Here is an 18,285-nt window from a genome sequence, read left to right as displayed (position 1 = left end):
AGGCAAATAACCATTGCGTACCACTTGCCTATGCCCCCGGTCATTTTTCACATCTGCATACTGCTGCAGAAGATCCTGAAGTTCAGCTTCGACAGCGTCAGCAATAAGTTGTCGAGCACCATGTCGCAACAACTCGGTCAGTGGATCCTCGGAAAACTCTCCAGGCTTTTTCAGGCTAATAATTTTATTCTTGTTCATGACGTATCCTTTTTGTGTTGGAATTGTTCTTGGCGGATTGGTCCCAACAGGATACGTCATTTATTTTTTATGTCTTCCTCAAACACCACTTTCGATCATAACTCCACCCCTGCGAGTAGTTACCATAAAAGATATACGGTTTTCTGACTCAAGTTGCACAAACTCAAAGCTCACCTTCCACTGGAAGCCGAGAAACAGTATCACTGTGAAACTGTCAGTACTTGTGAAAGAAGTTCTTCAATAATCTTCATGCCGCCTTGCCAAAAAGAAGGTTGATCAAGATCAATGCCAAATGGAGTCAGCAGGGAGTACGGACTGTCTTTCCCTCCTGAACGAAGCAACTCGAGATAGTTGCCAACGAATTTTTCTCCTTGCTCTTCATACTGCGAATACAGGGACAATACGAGCAATTCGCCAAAGGCATATGAATACACATACCCAGGAGTACTTAGAAAATGAGGAATATATGACCACCACACTCTATAATTCTCTGTTAATTGGACGGAATCTCCAAACATTGCTTGCTGGGTCTCGATCCAAATCTGGGCAAACTCTTCACCTGCAAGTTCCCCCTGATCCTTTCTTCTGGTGTGCATCTGATGCTCAAAGCGGTTCATGGCAACCTGCCGGAAGACAGTAGCAAAAATAGATTCAATTTTCTGGCAGATAAAGGCCCTTTTTTCCTCAGCTGAATCAAAGCACTGCAACTGTTTTTTAAACACCAGAAATTCCGCAAAAACCGAAGCAGTTTCTGCTAAGACTAATGGAGTATCACTGTTATATAGTCCTTGCTTTGCTGCGAGATACTGATGAACACCGTGTCCGAGTTCATGGGCAACGGTTGACACGTCTCGCATTCCACCGGTGTAATTCACCATAACATACGGATGCACGCCCGGAACACAAGGGTGAGCAAAAGCCCCCCCTCTCTTACCCTCGGCCACAGGTGCATGAATCCAGTTTTTTTCGAAAAAAAGCAAAGCTATGTCATGCATTTCCCCAGAAAAATCTTGAAATGCTTCAAGCACCATACGCTGACACTGCTGCCAGTCAACAAGTTGATCTCCCGTTGAAGTAGGGATGGGGGCATATCGATCAAAATCAAAAAGCGTATCTACGGCGAGTATGTTCTTTTTAAGCCTGTAATATTTTTCTACAAGATCATAACGGCTCACCACCACCTGGATCAAGGTATCAACGGTATGGGACTCTAACCCGTTCTCAAGATCCATATGAGCACACCACCCAGGATATTTTCTGACCCTGTCAGTTATCATTTTTTCACTGGCCAGAGTATTGAAAATGTGAGTGAGAATATGTAGATTGTCCTGAAGCCCATGGGTCATGTCGTCGGCAGCCTGTTTGCGGACCTCAGGTTCGCTTGAATGGAGATCGCTCAGTACCTCTTCTTCTGTCCGTTTTTTTTCGCCAAACTTCATATTGGCCATGATTTTATCGAACAAAAGGACCCAGGCGCTCCTGCCAACAGGTCCGAACTGTTGCAAAAGCTCTTCCTCTGGTCCAGAAAGCTGGTGAGGGGCAAATTTGCGCAAATTTTCAAGATAGTAGCGGTAATGTACAAGTTCAGGTGCAGCCAGCATCAAATGTGCAAGTGATTCCTCGATACGGTTCCATTCCAAACGAAAAAATATGGTCCGGCGCCCTACTTCAGCAGCAAGTTCTTCAATTTTCTGCAACAGGGCGGAGGCTTTGTCATTTGAGGTCTGGGTAGTAAAATGCAAAAAAGCGTACGTAGAAAGCCTGCCAAGAAGAGCATCATTTTTTTCAAGTACACTGAGAAGAGTGAACAACTCATTCGCAGTTCGAGAAGCTATTGTTCCGAAATATTGCTGGTGTAACTCCTCAGCCTGCCTGGAACAAAGCTGAATATCTGCCAGTAATTGAGGGTCTTCGGCGCCTGCATAGAGATCATGTAAATCCCAGACAACGTTTTCAACCTTCAACGATACATTCCCTGCTGTACTCATACTGTTCCTTCTTATATTCTTTCCATTGTAAAGCCGCGATTACGCTGCTTTCAATCTCTCAGGCCGGCAATAAAAGCCCCTACAGCACTCGGTCCTTTTTCATCCACCAACCGGATGGTAGCTGTACCTATCACAGCCATGTCCGCCCTGCCCTGTAGTTTCTGCACATCTGCGGCACCACTGATACCAAAGCCGACAGCCAGAGGAAGGTCCGTTGCTTTACGACATTGTTCCAGATATACGGCAACATGTTCATCCAGAGCTGTCTGTTTTCCGGTCACGCCTTTTCGAGCTACACAGTAGACAAATCCCTCACCATATTTTGCTACGTCCTGCATCCGTTCAAAAGTCGAAGTGGGCGTAAAAAAGACAATGGGAGCCAAATCCAATTCTCTACTTGCAGCAACGTAACTCTGCCCTTCTTCAGGGGGCAGATCGCCGATGATGGTTCCTGTAAAGCCAATTTTTTTTGTTTTTTCAAGGAAGGCCCTTTCACCGTATTTATAAACAATATTGTAATACGTCATGAACAAAAAATGTACTTGAGGGAATTCAACCGCCATCTGTTCTGCAAAGAGGATGCATTCCCTGACGGTTGTTCCGTTTTGCAAACTCTTCTGATTGGCTTTCGATATTACTGGCCCATCGGCGATTGGTTCTGAAAAGGGTATCTGCAATTCTATACAATCCACACCATTTTCAGCCATTTGCCTGATGACCTCTTTATTGACCTCAAACGAAGGATACCCGAGTACCAGGTGGGTCATGAGAAGTATGGATTTGTGTTCAAGTCGTTTTCTGAGTTCTTGTTGTAATGTCATATTCAGTTTGTAAAAATCGTTTTACGGCAAACACCCTGCTCATTCTTTCCCAAGTGCACGCGGCATGGTCGAAACATTTGAAAAAATACGCAGGATACCAGCGTTCGCTCATAGTTACCGGGATTTCTGCCCCGGACATGTTTCCCTGCAACAGCGAGACAACGGTCATGAATCTGAATGCGGGTACGCCTTTAGACTCTGTTTTTATATTCCTCTGCCCTTTGTATAATGAATTCTTTCCAGGAGGGATCATCGTAGGCATGGGCAATGGTAAAAATATCCTTGTCTCCTCGCCCGGACATATTGATGATAATAGCCTCGTCACGCTGCATTTTAGGAGCTTCCTTGATGGCCTGAACAAAACCATGGGAAGATTCAAGAGCAGGAATAATCCCTTCTGTTCGCATGGACAGGCTAAGAGCCTCAAGAACGGCCTCATCGGTTGCAGACTCGAACCTGACCCTGCCTTTTTCACCAAGATCAACGAGTATGGGAGAGACGCCGACATAATCAAGCCCAGCGGCAATGGAATGGGTGTCCAGCATTTGTCCCTCATCACTTTGCAGAAACATGGTCTTATATCCCTGGGCAACACCTGGTTGAGACTTGCCACCAACCATTCTGGAAGCATGCATTCCTGTTTCCAAGCCTTTACCACCTGCTTCCACACCTACGAGTTCAACCCCTTCATCTTGTAAAAAGCCCTGAAAAATTCCCATGGCATTCGAACCGCCACCTACACAGGCATACACACGCGAAGGTAATTTACCGAACTGTTTTAAAATCTGCTCACGTGCTTCAATGCCAATTATGGATTGAAACCAGGCAACCATTTCGGGAAAAGGATGAGGGCCACAGACAGTTCCTATTACATAATGGGTTGTATCCATTGAGGAAACCCAATCACGAAAGGCCTCATTCATGGCATCTTTAAGTGTTCTTGAGCCATCGGTGACCGGCACTACCGTTGCACCGAGTTTTTCCATCCAGAAAACATTGGGCCTTTGACGCAACACATCTTCTTCACCCATGTAGATGGTGCACTCAAAACCGAATTTTGCGGCCATGGTTGCAGTGGCAACTCCATGCTGCCCTGCTCCCGTTTCGGCAATCACCCGTTTTTTTCCCATTCTTTTCACCAGTAACCCCTGTCCCATGACATTGTTCGCTTTATGGGCACCGGTATGATTGAGGTCTTCTCTCTTGATGTAGATACGTGCACCACCCAGATGATCGCTCAGATTTTCAGCATACGTCAGCGGTGTCGGCCTGCAGGAATAGTTCTGCATAAAATCCACGTATTCCTGCCAAAACTTCTTATCTGTTCGGGCAAGATCATAGGCTTTATTCAACTCTACAAAAGTCGCATGGAGTACTTCTGGAATATATGCTCCACCCCATTGACCGAAATATCCTTTTTTCATCGTATCAACTACCTTTTCTTTTAAACTTTTCAAGAGCAACTCTCTATATCTGCTAAATGAGTTCACCCCTGTCATTTCATCTTCAGCCGCAGTATCTTCACAGGCGAGCCCTGGCAAGACTTTTTCTACACGCCTCTGCAAAATCCTCGGGATAATGACCGCAAATAAATCGGTATTGGGCTTCACTGAAAGCTCCCATGGACCACGGCAGCTTCGGCAACAGCGAATAAAGCAGACGCTGCCTGTTATTCAGGGCAAAACGTTTAGAATACTCTATGGAAGTCACCAGCTTCGCACCAAGCCCTGCAAGTGCCGTCTGGGCATAGAACAGTCCCTTATCCAGGCTATCCCTGACCGCCGAGCTTGCTTCAAATACATTGCCCACAGGTCCATCATCTTCATCTGCGATAACTAAAATCTGCAATTCCCATTGTGAAACCTGTGCTTTTGGTACGAACAGCATAACGTGATCGTCCTGCCAGACAATAAGAGAATCTGGGCCAGAGTTGCCATCAATCCTGGTATTGGCACGCAAGTTAGTAAGATAATCTGAAAAAAAATCCGATCCGTTTTCTTCTCCATACTGCCGAACAGTTTCTGCCACCATATCACCGGCACTGAACGGAACAAGTATATCACCAGAAAGCGAGGGAACACTTTCTCCAATAAATGCATACTGTTGATGAATCATCTGATGTGAAGCATGCAAACGGTATCCTGTACCAGAAAAATCATAACCGAAATTCCATCCCCAGAGGGTCGCCAGGTTAGGCACGTTTTCGAGTGTATTTTTTATACTGAGAATTTTTTTGCGCAACTTCTCCAATTCAATGGCAGTGTATCGCTCACTCCTCTTTTCAGGCAGGCTGACACCAAGGTTCATTGCCGTCTGGGCATAGGCTCGCTGATAATAGAGGTGTCGAAGCCCCTGCATATCTTCATAACTCAACGTATCTATAGTATAACGGATACAATCCTCTGAGCAATTTGCTGCATAATGTCCCCAGGGAATATATGAGTTTGTCCGCAGGTATTCATAAATATGTGTTTCCCCCTTCCTGTAATCTCCGACAATTTCACTGTTTCCCTGAACTCCTGGACGCAAAACCATAACTTCTTTATACACATCTGGAAGATAAGGATTGTTGGCAATGGTTTCAAACAGTTCAAAGTCTGCTATTACAGGTCTGAAGCCAGACCCGTCATTAGTATATTCCAGCCCTATGGGGTTACCCGCAGAATCATGAACAAAACGGCAGCAACTCTCTGCCAGGATAACCAACTCATCACTGTCGTATGATGCAGCAGCAATAGAATAGCGGATACTTGCAGGTAAGCTAACCAGTGCCTGTTTAACCTGTTCAGGTGAAAGATGTTGAGTCAAGGTTTCGCGGGTAGAGGACTCCTGCGTTTTTTTTATGCTCATGCGTCCGGGATTCTTCGCCGCAGCAACGGCCCATCCGGAATCAATAAACGTAACGCCTCTGAATGGAAAAGCATTGGCAATTTCGTAAATGACTTTTGCCTGATCTACACGAATATCCCCTTGAGGGAAATTTGCGTAGTTCTTTACCTGCTGCCCGTCCGGTTTTCCCCCCAGATCGCTGACATGAGTCTCCTGGCGGAAGTTAGCAACTCTATAATGAGGAGCATGTTTTGCTACCCTGAATTCCCCGGCAGGGCTTATACATGTACGCATTTTAAGATATTCTTATTTATCAGAGGATTACATCTTTGCAGGCGAGATGTTTTTTTCTCGTCCACCCCTTGTATCACGAGACAATTTTGCGCATAATAAACCAATGGTCGATTTTATTCATTATCATTTACAATCACTTTACCCTGCGGCAAAAAGGAAAAAGAGCAATATACAGACAACTGATTTTTTTTTCATTCCGCAAACTGAGTGGCAGCAACTCCCGGAGCACCGGCAATGGGTTTTCCCAAAATTGAATTTCGAATATCTGAAGTATCTGACTGCCCATTATATAAATGGGGAGATGTCTTCCAACTGTCCGGCATAGCAATCACCATGCACAACGATCAGGACAATTCCTTCATCTGTACGACTGTGGTTCACGCTCCCCCTGAAAGAAAAAGCTGCAAAATACTTTACGGAGACCTGAACAGAGTCATCATCAAGTACGAACGTGCTGATCAGATTCCCGACTGTCTTCTTTCGTGCAGCGGATGTACAGGCTCCATCAGACTTGAGCATACCAACGTCAAAAATGTCGATGCCGAAAACGAATCTACAAGCAACCAGATCGGCTCTATCCTGCACCTGTTGAGTAATTTTTCTTTTTTTAAAAATATAGACAAAAAAGAATTTAAAGAAATTATCAAGTATTTCAAACTAAAAACCTACCCAAAAGACAGCATAATCATGCGTAAAGGCGATCCGGGAGGATTCTTTTATATCGTGACGGAAGGCCAGATTGAAATATTAAATGATGCCGGCATACCCATTACCAGCCTGCATCGAGGCGAAGTCTTTGGCGAAATGAGCCTTATTTCCGAAGATAATGTTGGCGCGACTGCTCAGGCAAGCCGACAGAGCAGATTGCTGTTCATTGATCACAAACACTTTAGAAAGCTACTTGAAAAACAACCTGGTCTGCAGATGTATTTTGCCAGACTGCTCGCCAAACGATTAACGGCCTCCAACAAAGTTAGAAATGACGACTATGCATCGGGCATGATAGGCAAGCTTGAAGAGATACCGGCTGAAGCTCTTTTTCAAACCTTGAACGCAAATAACAAGACAGGGATATTAACTATTACCCAATTACAAAAAGGAACCGCTAGGTTTTCCATGCGCCAGGGTGCCCTTATCAAGGCCAGTTACGGCGGGAACAAAGGCGAAACTGCATTTTACGAAGTATTACGAGAAAAGAAAGGGAGATTTAAATTTACCCCCGGACTCCCTCCTGAAGATCTTGACGTTCCGGAAATCGGCTATTTCATGAAACTACTCATGCAGGGGCTACAAAAAGTTGACGAGCAGAATACGCCTAAACCGAACTAGGAATCTGCCTGAGAAAGCCTTTTCCCCATGTTTGTGTTATTTTCAGAAAATCAATGCTCACGATATCAGACACATGACTGTGTTTGATATCGTGAAACTGCCTTATCCTGAGAAAAAATAGCAATTCTCCGACAGGCTTTTCACCTCAGCATATAAACGAGTATTCACATCCAAGAGGAAGGCATTTAACCATTCCCCACGGGCATCAAGCTTATATTTCGAGGATAAAATCATGAAACTCACACAGCTATCGCGCAAAAGGACCAACAAAACCGGGCAATCTCTCCCCCCCTAAACACCTAACTTGCAGCTTAAGGGTCACGAAAAAATACATTATCCAATCTAGCTTGTCCCTCAACTCGATAAAGTTGTCGCGCCAATGGCTCAATACGACCAGCATGAACCCCTTGACGCGAAGACATTACCAAACCGATATCCTGCGCATTTTTTAAATATTTATTATTTCCCGAGCCCCTAACCGTTTTGCACAGGATACATGCACCCAGATTTTTCCAGCCACCTCCCGTGATACGACACCAAGCTTACACAAATTGCACAATACAAACAAAAACAACAGTTTAAAACTTTTGAGTAATTTTTCAACTTCTTTTCTCATATTTGAGTCACCTTGACACATCATTTTTTCAACTTACCTTTTTACAAACTTATTCATGTAAAAATTACACATCACACATATGTTGCCATATACATTTCACGGAGCATTCCGAACATACCCCCTGCAACATATTGTGCTTATTGTGCAAATTAACTGACAATATACAAGTCAAATCTCACATTCCTGCCACAAAACAAACAGAACACACACCAGGCAAACCTCAAAACAAACCAACACCACCAAAAGCCGAAAACCAAAACTCCATATCACAAAGGTAACAGACAAGCGCAAAACACAACCTACGATAAAACCTGTCAAACCAACTCAAGCAAACACACCTTTCGTGCGAGTCAACAACAGAGCCACCTGTCAACAAAGCATTGAACAGCTACACAACAATATTCCGTACCAACAACAAGCACTATTTGCATATTTTGCACAAACCAATCTTTTCGTAGACATATCATAAAGATAGAACCCATACCCAGGTCATTTTTTCCCCTCTTTTTTCCTTGACAGTCTATCGGCATGCCTGTTAATGAATGATCATTCAGTTGAAGGGGGGGCTCTTCAGGAACTGAATGGTGGTCCGTTGCCAGCCCTGGCAGAAACTCAGTCTAAAGTATGTTGTTTGATTTCCGTTAACCAAAACACAAGGTCAACAGCTATGTCGTGGTTCATTCAAACTTGTCAGTCATCATTAGGCAAAAAGTACATCATGGCTTTAACCGGTCTTATGCTGGGGGGCTTTTTGCTCGTCCATACGATCGGTAACGCCACCATTTTCTGGGGGAGAGAAGCTTTTAATGCTTATGCTCACCACCTGCACTCGCTGGGACCGTTTGTTCCCATTTTTGAGGCAGGCCTCTACACTATCTTTTTTATTCACGTCATTACAGGCGTGCTGCTTTTTCTGCAGAATAGAAGTGCACGGGAGCAGAAGTACGAGGTTGAAACCTCTGCCGGCGGTCGCACAATCGGCTCACGCACCATGCCTTACACTGGGGCGGCCATATTCCTTTTCATCCTTATTCATCTTTTCAACTTTCACTTTGTTGAAAAAACAGAGGTGCTCACCATCTCAGATATAGTAACCGATGTTTTAAATAACCCAGGGTTCACTTTGATTTACGGTGCGGGAATGGTTCTTCTTGCACTGCACATCAGCCATGGCTTCTGGTCACTGTTCCAGACTCTTGGAATCAGTCACCCAAAATACGACAGGCCCATCCGTGTAGTCACATGGGCCGTGGCTGCAGTCATGATCGTTGTCTTCCTGCTCATTACTCTCCTGCTGGTGGTTTCCCGAAGCCATTTGCTTGGATAAGAGCAACCTGATCATGATTATATCCAGCCTTCTTCCGACAGGTACACCGGCTGGGTAAAAATGGATTTGTATACTAAGGAACGACGTTGAACGTCGGCCTTCACTTTCCACCCTTAGCAAGAAGAAAAGATTATGCAGCTTGATTCTAAAATTCCAGAAGGACCATTGGCAGAGAAGTGGGACAAAGCCCGATTTGGATATAAACTTGTCAATCCTGCCAATAAAAGAAAATACGAGGTTATTATTGTTGGAACAGGACTTGCCGGGGCATCTGCTGCAGCAACCCTTGGGGAGCTTGGTTACAACGTAAAATCTTTCTGTATCCAGGATAGTGCCCGTCGCGCACACTCCATCGCAGCACAGGGTGGCATCAATGCCGCCAAGAATTATCAGGGTGACGGCGACTCCATTTTCCGTCTGTTTTACGACACCGTTAAAGGTGGTGACTTCAGGGCACGTGAGGCCAATGTTTATCGCCTTGCACAAGTTGCCAACAATATTATAGATCAGGGGGTTGCCCAGGGAATCCCATTCGCAAGAGAGTATGGCGGAACCCTTGCCAACCGTTCTTTTGGTGGAGCACAGGTATCACGTACGTTTTATGCTCGCGGCCAGACGGGACAGCAGCTTCTGCTCGGAGCTTACTCTTCCATGATGCGACAAGTTTCCACAGGAAAAGTTAAACTCTACACCCGCCGCGAAATGGTTGACCTTGTTGTTGTGGACGGAGTTGCAAAAGGTATCATCGTTCGTAACCTTGTTACCGGTGAACTGGAAAGACATTCTGCTCACGCAGTTGTTCTGGCTACAGGTGGCTATGGCAACGTATACTTCCTTTCCACCAACGCCATGGCATCCAATGTAACCGCTGCATACAGGTGTTATAAGCGGGGCGCAGGCTTTGCGAATCCTTGCTATGTACAGATTCATCCTACCTGTATTCCGGTACACGGCGACTATCAGTCCAAACTGACTTTGATGAGTGAGAGTCTGCGTAATGATGGCCGTGTCTGGGTACCAAAAGATCCGAACGAGAAACGTCACCCACGGGATATTCCCGAATCAGAACGAGACTACTATCTTGAGCGCAAGTACCCGAGCTTCGGTAACCTTGTTCCTCGAGACGTGGCTTCCAGAAATGCCAAACAAGCATGTGATGACGGACTTGGGGTAGGTGACACCAAACTCGGCGTATACCTTGACTTTGCCGAGGCTATTCAGCGCGATGGTCTGGATGTTATTCTCCGGAAATATGGTAACCTGTTCCACATGTACCAGAAAATCACCGACTCAGATCCGACCCAGGAACCAATGATGATTTATCCTGCGGTTCATTATACCATGGGTGGACTCTGGGTTGATTATGAATTGATGACCACGGTACCTGGTCTGTACGCTACAGGTGAATCAAACTTCTCAGACCATGGTGCCAACCGCTTGGGTGCATCGGCTCTGATGCAAGGTTTGGCTGACGGCTATTTTGTACTGCCATACACCATTGGTAACTATCTTGCGAATGTGGCTCCTGAGCCCACTGATACCAAACACGAAGCGTATGACGCTGCAGAAAACAACGTACGTGCGATTACTGATAAGCTCATGAAAAATACCGGACAAAACAAAGCCGGTGCACAAACCGTTGACTATTACCATAAAAAACTTGGTCATGTTATGTGGGACTACTGTGGTATGTCTCGCAACAAAGAGGGCCTTGAAAAGGCTATCAAGGAAATTCCTGCCATTCGTGAAGAGTTCTGGGAAAACGTCGTTATACCTGGCGGTAAAAACGAATTCAACCAGTCTCTGGAAAGAGCAGGACGTGTTGCCGACTTCCTCGAATTCGGCGAACTCCTTGCACGAGACGCTCTCAATCGTGAAGAGTCTTGCGGTGGTCACTTCAGAGAAGAAAGTCAGACTGAAGAGAACGAAGCGAAGCGTGATGATGAGAACTTCGCTCATGCTGCAGTATGGGAATACAAGGGAGAGGGCAACGATCCTGTTATGCACAAGGAAGAACTCACCTTTGAAAACGTCAAACTGACGCAACGAAGCTATAAGTAAGGAATACTCATCTATCGTACTGGAATGTGGGTGTACCACTGGAGCATTAACCACAACGCAGAAGACATCTCATGGCATCGAAAACGATTAATATCATAGTGAAAATATGGAGACAAAATGGACCTACTGCTAAAGGCCATTTTGAAGATCACGCTTTGAAAGATATCAGTACCGACAGCTCTTTTCTCGAGATGCTTGACGTATTGAACGAATGGTTAGCAATGAAAGGGCACGAGCCTGTATCCTTTGATCACGACTGCCGCGAGGGTATATGCGGCATGTGCGGAGCTGTGGTCAACGGAACTGCACACGGCCCTGAAAAAGAAACAACTCTGTGTCAGCTGCATATGCGCAGCTTCAAAGATGGCGATACCATTGTTATTGAACCATTCAGAGCACGGGGCTTTCCTGTTATTAAAGACTTGGTGGTTGACAGGTCTGCCCTGGATCGAATCATCCAGGCTGGCGGATTCGTTTCTGTAAACACAGGCTCTCCTCAGGATGGTAACAATATCCTGATTCCCCAGCATGTTGCCGAAGCAGCCATGGACGCTGCAGCCTGTATCGGTTGCGGAGCATGCGCGGCTGCCTGCCCCAACGCTGTCCCAATGCTCTTTATAGGAGCTAAGGTTTCTCAGCTGGCCCTGCTTCCGCAAGGCCAACTTGAAGCGAAAAAACGTGCATTAAATATGGTTGCATGTATGGACAATGAAGGGTTTGGTAACTGTGGTAATGAACGAGAATGTGAAAATGTCTGTCCAAAAGGCATTTCCATCCGTAATATTGCACGCCTGAACCGCGAATATCTTAAAGCGGCATTTACCTACGCTGAGTAACAAGGTCTAACGGAACCACATACAAACGCCCGGTCCAACATATGGGCCGGGCGTTTTTTTTACCCATAACCTTGTAACCTGTCCACCAGTCCCACACGATAATCAGAATCATCCATCTTTCGAAGTTCATTTCCTCCCTCTCATTTTTAGTGTATACTTTCACTTGATTGTAGCCACTGTTTCATATACCTGTAACACTTCCAAAGCCAATATTACTATCGTGCATTTTCCAAAACTGAATCACCTTGGACTGCTTCTTTGCTATTCTCTTATCCAGTATGCGGTATTGACAGATAGCGTGCGAGCTCAGCAATTGCCCTCTTCATCACAAGCTTTACCTACCACGCAAGAGAGAAGCCAGAGCCATTTACAACAGACATACACGTCCAACAACCCTACCGACCCAAGAAGCAGATTGATTAATCAGGCCATTACGCAGTATTATCAAAGAAATAATTTCTTACCTCTCTGGACGTCCACGTCCGGCCCAACTCAGAAAGCCAAGGAACTGTTCCTCATATTGACTGAAGCATGGAGTGATGGTCTCAACCCTGAAGACTATTTCATTAAGGATATTAGCCAGCTCTGGAACATCCCTTTTCCAGAATATCAGGCTAAACTGGACCTCCTCCTTTCCACGGCTCTGGTCCATTACATGGTTGACACGGTCGCAGGAACCAATCCGCCAAACCTGTTGCAAAATGACGTTTATTCTCCACAGCAATCACTTACCATTGACGTGGCTCTTCTGCTTAAACAAATTACGACGACAGAGAATATCACCGATTTTTTAAATCGTCATAAACCGCAACACCATCAATATCACGCGTTAAAAAATGGCTTGGCGCGCTACCGTACTTTTGCAAAGAACGGTGGGTTTCCCACTGTGCCGTCAGGTCCTGTCCTTAAACCTGGAATGTCTGACCAAAGAATACCTCTCCTCATACAGCGCTTAAAAAGTGAAGGATACCTGAGAGAGAGTTACATTCCGGATGCAACCAATCTCTACAGTCCTCGAATAGTGGAAGCTGTTCGCGCCTTTCAAAGAAAATTTAATCTTACCCAGGATGGTATCATTGGCAGCGATACGATCATTGCTCTGAATACTCCCCCTTCCGCTCTTATCCAGAGAATTCGCATCAATATGGAGCGATGGCGCTGGTTACCGCACAGGATGGTTGGCAAACAGATTCTCGTCAATATAGCAGGATATCAACTGACAATTCTCAACAACGAAAAGGTCGACTTGCATATGCCTGTAATTGTAGGTGAAATTGACCATAAAACCCCCCTTTTCAGCGACAGAATGCGGTATCTTGTGTTGAATCCCTATTGGAATGTTCCGGTGAGTATAGCTGTACGTGAAATCCTTCCCCAGCAGATTCACAATCCAAACTATCTTCAAGAAAAAAATATGCGAATATTTGCCGGATGGGAGCAGGATGCGAAAGAGGTAAATCCTCAGGCTATTGATTGGAAAAAACTCGGCCAGGGGATACGACGTTATAGATTTCGACAGGATCCAGGCCCAGAAAACTCCCTGGGCCAATTAAAGTTCATGTTCCCCAACAAACACAATATTTACCTCCATGACACACCGACTCACAACCTTTTTCAAAACGCCACAAGAGCCTATAGTCATGGCTGTATCCGAGTCAGCAGACCTGTGGAACTTGCCCAATATCTGCTTGCAGGAAATAAACGCAGCTGGTCACGGCAGCAAATAGAAGATGTCCTAAAAAGAGGTCAGACCCAGGTCGTCCTCCTTGATAACCCTATCCCTATTCATCTTCTGTATATGACTGTTTATGCAGACCCGGAAACCGACGAGCTTATTTTTTACCGGGATATATACGCTAAGGATTTGCAGCTTACGAAACGATTTTTCAAAAATGAACAATGAAAAAACCAAATGCAACGAGGCCCCGCATGTTGATCACATGCGGGGATACTTCTCTTACAATTTGACAACTTCCTTCCCTAACACAGGGGGAAAGGCTCCTGGTTACAGATAATTATTCTATCCATTGTTGGGAATAAGAAACACAGGTATATTGCTGTGACGAGTTACCCTTCTGGCACATGTCCCCATCATGGTATTACCAAAAAAACTATGGGCACTTTTTCCCATGACAATAACGTCCACATTATTTTCTTCAGCTATACGCATTATCTCTCTACTTGGCATCCCAAGGGTGACATGTACCTCAATAGCAGGTACACGCTCAGGTGTCTCCTCCTTCAATTCCTCCTCAGCAAAATCATGCAACTGGCGTTTTACCCGCTCCATCATTTCTGCCATTCCACCGTTTTTTTGAATTTTATGAACGGTTTCCTCGGGAAGATAGCTCTCAATAATTGAAGTGCCTGTTACACCAAGGGGTTCAACCACATGAACCATCAGCAGTTCTGCCCCATATCGTCGAGCAAGGCTTACTGCACGTGCAAAAACCGGTCTGGTATGCTCGCCAAGGTCGCTTGCGTACAGGACTTTTTGTATTTGGGGAATCATGAAGTATCCTCCTCCGATGGTAAATAGAATGCTGAGAAATTCAGGGGTCCGAGATTAAAGCAGACCCCTGAAGAGGAACAAAGAGTTAATACCCTTGTATTTTATCAAGATATTCTGGCAAAAACAGTGAAACCTGTGGAACATACGTAATGATGAGCAAAAAGAATATCAGCAAGAGCAGCCACGGCAGAGAAGCTCTGATAACCCATCCGATGCTGTTTCCTGTTATACCGGCGGTAACAAAAAGATTTAAGCCTACCGGCGGGGTAAGCATACCGATTTCCATGTTCACCACCATGATGATACCAAGGTGGATAGGATCAATCCCCAATTTAACAGCTATGGGAAAAAGAATGGGAGCCATGATCAGAAGAATGGCTGAAGGCTCCATAAAATTTCCTGCCAATAGCAGAAGTAGATTCACCACAATGAGAAACATCCAGGGTTCCAATCCCCATCCTATGATCAACTCTGCAAGATGGTGGGGAATGCGCTCTGTCGTCAGTACATGGGCAAAGAGCATGGCATTTGCGATGATAAAAAGCAGCATAATGGATACCTTTGACGCATCCAGTACAATTTTACGCACATCTTTATCCACAACGCACATGGGAACAGCTGCAACGATTCTCAAGCAGTTGCGGCCAACAGCTGCGCCAATGGACTCGCCAGGATTATGCCACGCAGTATTGCGCAATGGTCCTACATCCCTGTACCCGAATATTGATACCAGAAAGGCATAAACCGCTGACACAGCAGCAGCTTCAGTTGGACTTGCTATACCACCATAAATGGATCCTAAAACAATAATAATAAGCATCAGGCCGCCGAACGCGGAAGCTCCGGAAGAAAAAACTTCTTTAAAACCTGCCCACGGTTGAGCAGGGAGTTTTTTAATTCTGGCAGCTATGTAAATGGCCAGCATCAGCAAGCCACCCATCATCAGACCGGGAATAAACCCAGCCATAAACATGCGTGCTGCAGACTCCTCTGTTGCCGCAGCATATACCAGCATAACAATTGAGGGTGGAATCAAAATCCCTAATGTACCAGCATTGGTGATAACACCTGCTGCAAAACTCTCTGGATAACCAGCCTTAACCATCCCCACAATGACAATGGATCCGATAGCGGCAACTGTTGCAGGGGATGAACCGGAAACTGCAGCAAAGATCATACAAGCCATGACGGAAGCCATGGCCAATCCTCCTCGAATATGACCAACCAGACTCAATGCAAAACGGATAATGCGTTTTGCAACACCACCTGTAGATAAAAAGGCTGAAGAAAGAATAAAGAACGGAATTGCCAGCAGGGTATAATGCTCAGAAAGCGCTTCAAAAAGCTTCAGAGCTATTGAGGCTAAAGAATCACTGGAAAAAAACAATATGGTAGTGATACTGGAAAGTCCCAAAGCGAGCGCAATGGGCATGCCCAGAAGCATACACACAAATAGCAGAATAAACAGTGCAGCTGTTGTCATGCCATGCCTCCATCTTCTTTGAGTTCCTCAACAATCTCCATACTTTCTTTGGCCTCATCCACATGACGGAAACAATCAGCCTGACCTATAATCACCTGCACCAAAAGAATAAGCAATCGTACACTGATAAAAATAAAACCAACCAGAAGCATTCCATGGGCCAGCCAAGTGGGTATTGGTAAATCTTCCAGCTCAATGCCGATTTTTTTCATTTTTTCCAGGTAAATCCAGCTTCCATACATAATCAGCCCGCAATAGCTGAGTGCAAGTAAACAAGCCACAACTGTTAATGCGCGTCGTATTCCCCTTGGGAAAAGCTTGACAAAGGCATCAACTCCGATGTGGGATCCAACCTTGATACCATAAGATGTGCCAAAAAGGACGAACCAGGCAGACATGTGCAACGTCAATTCCTGGGTCCATAAAAATCCGGTATTAAAGACAAACCGCATGATCACATCTGCAAAAACAAGCAATGTCGTTGCGATAAGAAGCAGACTGATAATTGCCTCCTCCGCTTTATTTATTAATCGAAAGAACATATAGCCAATCCCCTCACACCACAATGGGCAGGGACATCTGTCCCCGCCCATCACCGGCACGAAATAAAATAACCAACCTGATAAGACTTACATATTGGAATTGTAAGCAGCATCAATCAAGTCTTTGCCAACTTCGTCTTCAAACTCCTTCCACACAGGTTTCATAACTTCAACCCACTGTGCTCTCTCTTCAGGAGTGAGAGTCAGGATTTCGCTACGTTTAGATTCAATGATTTTCTGTTTGTCTTCTTCTGATTTTTTCAGAGCTACTTGGTTACCGAAGGCTATTGATTCATCAAGCAATGCCTTGATTTCACTACGCAGACCGTCATCCAAGTCCATCCAGAACTCGGCAGAAGTTACCACCATGTAGTCAAGCAGGCCATGGTTAGACTCTGTGATGTAGGGCTGTACCTCATAAAACTTCTTGGAATAAATATTAGACCACGTATTTTCCTGACCATCGATAGCTTTGGTTTGCAGCAAAGTGAAAACTTCAGAAAATGGTTTTTTCAGAGGAACGGCATTTACCGCCTGAAACTGCGCTGCGAGCACATCTGAGGCCATAATGCGAAATTTCAGCCCATTTGCATCGGCGGGAACACGCAGAGGTTGGGATGATGAAAGCTGTTTCAAACCGTTGTGCAGATACCCCAGCCCAATCAAACCTTTCTTCTTCATGGAAGACAGCATGTTTTGCCCTTCTTCACTGGACTGAAACTTGTCTACAGCTGCCATATCTTTGAAAAGAAAAGGCAAATCGTACAACTGTACAGCTTTGGTATATCTCTCGAATTTTGACAATGCCGGCGCAGCCATCTGCACATCACCCAAGAGCATTGCCTCAAGCACTTTATTGTCACCAAACAACTGGGAGTTAGGATAGACCTCCACGACTACCTTATCTGCTAATTTTTCTGCTACAAGCTCTTTGAACTTGTTAGCCATTTGCCCCTTTGGCGTATTCTCGGCCACAACATGAGAAAACTTAATGACCACTTGCTTGGCCATTACCGAACTGCTGGTAAAAGCTGCTGCAAGTGCAAGTGACGCCAACGCCAATGTTACTTTACGAACCATACAATCCTCCAATATTGTTTTAATGACACAGCTCTCGGAAATCATCCGGCTGCATGCATTCCCACCCACGAAAAAGCAGGAAAGAGTAAATGAAACATAGAGCTTCACTTGAAATTAGGAGCAAAGAAGAGGCCAGTTCCGGGTAAAGGGACATTTTGAAGAAGAAAACGCCTATCAACAAATACAGTACAGGTAAAAAATGGTGGCATCCAGCCAAATATCCCACAAATAACAGACCGATATTTTGATATATTTCTAATTCATTCAAATGACATCGCGGTCAGGTAGCAATACAGATGAGTGCACTGCCTGAATCGACAGCGGCAAGGTCTAAAAAAAAGACCAATGGGTGGGACTCCACCCATTGCG

At 45.2% G+C, this 18,285-nt stretch carries 13 protein-coding genes and 1 pseudogene; 5 read left to right on the top strand and 9 right to left on the bottom strand.

Annotated features, from left to right (window positions below):
* From G493_RS0118800 to G493_RS0118780, 5 genes and pseudogenes are all read right to left on the bottom strand, one after another.
* Nucleotides 1–198, bottom strand: a pseudogene (locus tag G493_RS0118800) (IS256 family transposase); the annotation flags it as partial.
* 200 nt (nt 199–398) lie between these two features.
* The gene (locus G493_RS0118795) at nt 399–2,186 is read right to left on the bottom strand and encodes a M3 family oligoendopeptidase (protein WP_028581644.1); all 1,788 of its coding nucleotides are present in this window, start codon (nt 2,184–2,186) and stop codon (nt 399–401) included.
* Between the two features lie 50 nt (nt 2,187–2,236).
* Nucleotides 2,237–3,007, bottom strand: coding sequence for a tryptophan synthase subunit alpha (gene trpA / locus G493_RS0118790; protein ID WP_028581643.1), 771 nt, complete (start codon nt 3,005–3,007; stop codon nt 2,237–2,239).
* Between the two features lie 191 nt (nt 3,008–3,198).
* A complete protein-coding gene (gene trpB / locus G493_RS0118785) occupies nt 3,199–4,431 on the bottom strand; it encodes a tryptophan synthase subunit beta (protein WP_028581642.1) in 1,233 nt (410 codons plus the stop codon).
* Nucleotides 4,432–4,528: 97 nt separating this feature from the next.
* The gene (locus G493_RS0118780) at nt 4,529–6,130 is read right to left on the bottom strand and encodes a hypothetical protein (protein ID WP_028581641.1); all 1,602 of its coding nucleotides are present in this window, start codon (nt 6,128–6,130) and stop codon (nt 4,529–4,531) included.
* A 234-nt stretch (nt 6,131–6,364) separates the two neighbouring features.
* On the opposite strand from G493_RS0118780, the gene G493_RS0118775 reads away from it, so the two are divergent.
* From G493_RS0118775 to G493_RS0118750, 5 genes are all read left to right on the top strand, one after another.
* Nucleotides 6,365–7,459, top strand: a complete 1,095-nt coding sequence (locus tag G493_RS0118775; RefSeq protein WP_028581640.1) for a cyclic nucleotide-binding domain-containing protein — start codon at nt 6,365–6,367, stop codon at nt 7,457–7,459.
* 1,154 nt (nt 7,460–8,613) lie between these two features.
* On the top strand, nt 8,614–9,402 hold the full coding sequence (locus G493_RS0118765; protein WP_232363795.1) for a succinate dehydrogenase cytochrome b subunit: 789 nt from the start codon (nt 8,614–8,616) through the stop codon (nt 9,400–9,402).
* Nucleotides 9,403–9,534: 132 nt separating this feature from the next.
* Nucleotides 9,535–11,463, top strand: a complete 1,929-nt coding sequence (locus G493_RS0118760) for a fumarate reductase/succinate dehydrogenase flavoprotein subunit (RefSeq protein WP_028581638.1) — start codon at nt 9,535–9,537, stop codon at nt 11,461–11,463.
* Between the two features lie 71 nt (nt 11,464–11,534).
* Nucleotides 11,535–12,299, top strand: coding sequence for a succinate dehydrogenase/fumarate reductase iron-sulfur subunit (locus G493_RS0118755; RefSeq protein ID WP_028581637.1), 765 nt, complete (start codon nt 11,535–11,537; stop codon nt 12,297–12,299).
* Between the two features lie 220 nt (nt 12,300–12,519).
* Nucleotides 12,520–14,202: a L,D-transpeptidase family protein gene (locus G493_RS0118750; RefSeq protein WP_332308225.1), complete on the top strand. Its 1,683-nt coding sequence runs from the start codon at nt 12,520–12,522 to the stop codon at nt 14,200–14,202.
* A 117-nt stretch (nt 14,203–14,319) separates the two neighbouring features.
* On the opposite strand, the gene G493_RS0118745 is transcribed toward G493_RS0118750, so the two are convergent.
* The 4 genes from G493_RS0118745 to G493_RS0118730 all read right to left on the bottom strand — a co-directional run bounded on the left by G493_RS0118745 (nt 14,320) and on the right by G493_RS0118730 (nt 17,916).
* On the bottom strand, nt 14,320–14,811 hold the full coding sequence (locus G493_RS0118745) for a universal stress protein (RefSeq protein WP_028581635.1): 492 nt from the start codon (nt 14,809–14,811) through the stop codon (nt 14,320–14,322).
* 85 nt (nt 14,812–14,896) lie between these two features.
* Entirely contained in the window at nt 14,897–16,294 is a 1,398-nt protein-coding gene (locus G493_RS0118740) for a TRAP transporter large permease (protein WP_028581634.1), read from the bottom strand.
* A complete protein-coding gene (locus tag G493_RS0118735) occupies nt 16,291–16,836 on the bottom strand; it encodes a TRAP transporter small permease (RefSeq protein ID WP_028581633.1) in 546 nt (181 codons plus the stop codon). The genes G493_RS0118740 and G493_RS0118735 overlap by 4 nt, the downstream gene beginning before the upstream one ends.
* Before the next feature lie 87 nt (nt 16,837–16,923).
* Complete coding sequence (locus G493_RS0118730; RefSeq protein ID WP_028581632.1) at nt 16,924–17,916, bottom strand: TRAP transporter substrate-binding protein; 993 nt, start codon at nt 17,914–17,916, stop codon at nt 16,924–16,926.
* Between the last annotated feature and the right edge of the window lie 369 nt (nt 17,917–18,285).

The sequence above is a fragment of the Desulfogranum japonicum DSM 18378 genome (assembly GCF_000429945.1).
GTDB lineage: Bacteria > Desulfobacterota > Desulfobulbia > Desulfobulbales > Desulfobulbaceae > Desulfogranum > Desulfogranum japonicum.
Note: the sequence above shows the minus strand (reverse complement) of the source record. Positions and strands in the feature narration are given on the sequence as shown.

Excerpts from the sequence above, each read along its gene's own strand:
- G493_RS0118795 (WP_028581644.1), bottom strand. The coding sequence starts at position 2,186 with ATGAGTACAGCAGGGAATGTATCGTTGAAGGTTGAAAACGTTGTCTGG.
- G493_RS0118765 (WP_232363795.1), top strand. The coding sequence starts at position 8,614 with ATGAATGATCATTCAGTTGAAGGGGGGGCTCTTCAGGAACTGAATGGT.
- G493_RS0118780 (WP_028581641.1), bottom strand. The coding sequence starts at position 6,130 with ATGCGTACATGTATAAGCCCTGCCGGGGAATTCAGGGTAGCAAAACAT.
- G493_RS0118775 (WP_028581640.1), top strand. The coding sequence starts at position 6,365 with ATGGGTTTTCCCAAAATTGAATTTCGAATATCTGAAGTATCTGACTGC.
- G493_RS0118745 (WP_028581635.1), bottom strand. The coding sequence starts at position 14,811 with ATGATTCCCCAAATACAAAAAGTCCTGTACGCAAGCGACCTTGGCGAG.
- G493_RS0118755 (WP_028581637.1), top strand. The coding sequence starts at position 11,535 with ATGGCATCGAAAACGATTAATATCATAGTGAAAATATGGAGACAAAAT.
- G493_RS0118760 (WP_028581638.1), top strand. The coding sequence starts at position 9,535 with ATGCAGCTTGATTCTAAAATTCCAGAAGGACCATTGGCAGAGAAGTGG.
- G493_RS0118735 (WP_028581633.1), bottom strand. The coding sequence starts at position 16,836 with ATGTTCTTTCGATTAATAAATAAAGCGGAGGAGGCAATTATCAGTCTG.
- G493_RS0118730 (WP_028581632.1), bottom strand. The coding sequence starts at position 17,916 with ATGGTTCGTAAAGTAACATTGGCGTTGGCGTCACTTGCACTTGCAGCA.
- trpB (WP_028581642.1), bottom strand. The coding sequence starts at position 4,431 with ATGAAAAAAGGATATTTCGGTCAATGGGGTGGAGCATATATTCCAGAA.
- G493_RS0118740 (WP_028581634.1), bottom strand. The coding sequence starts at position 16,294 with ATGACAACAGCTGCACTGTTTATTCTGCTATTTGTGTGTATGCTTCTG.
- trpA (WP_028581643.1), bottom strand. The coding sequence starts at position 3,007 with ATGACATTACAACAAGAACTCAGAAAACGACTTGAACACAAATCCATA.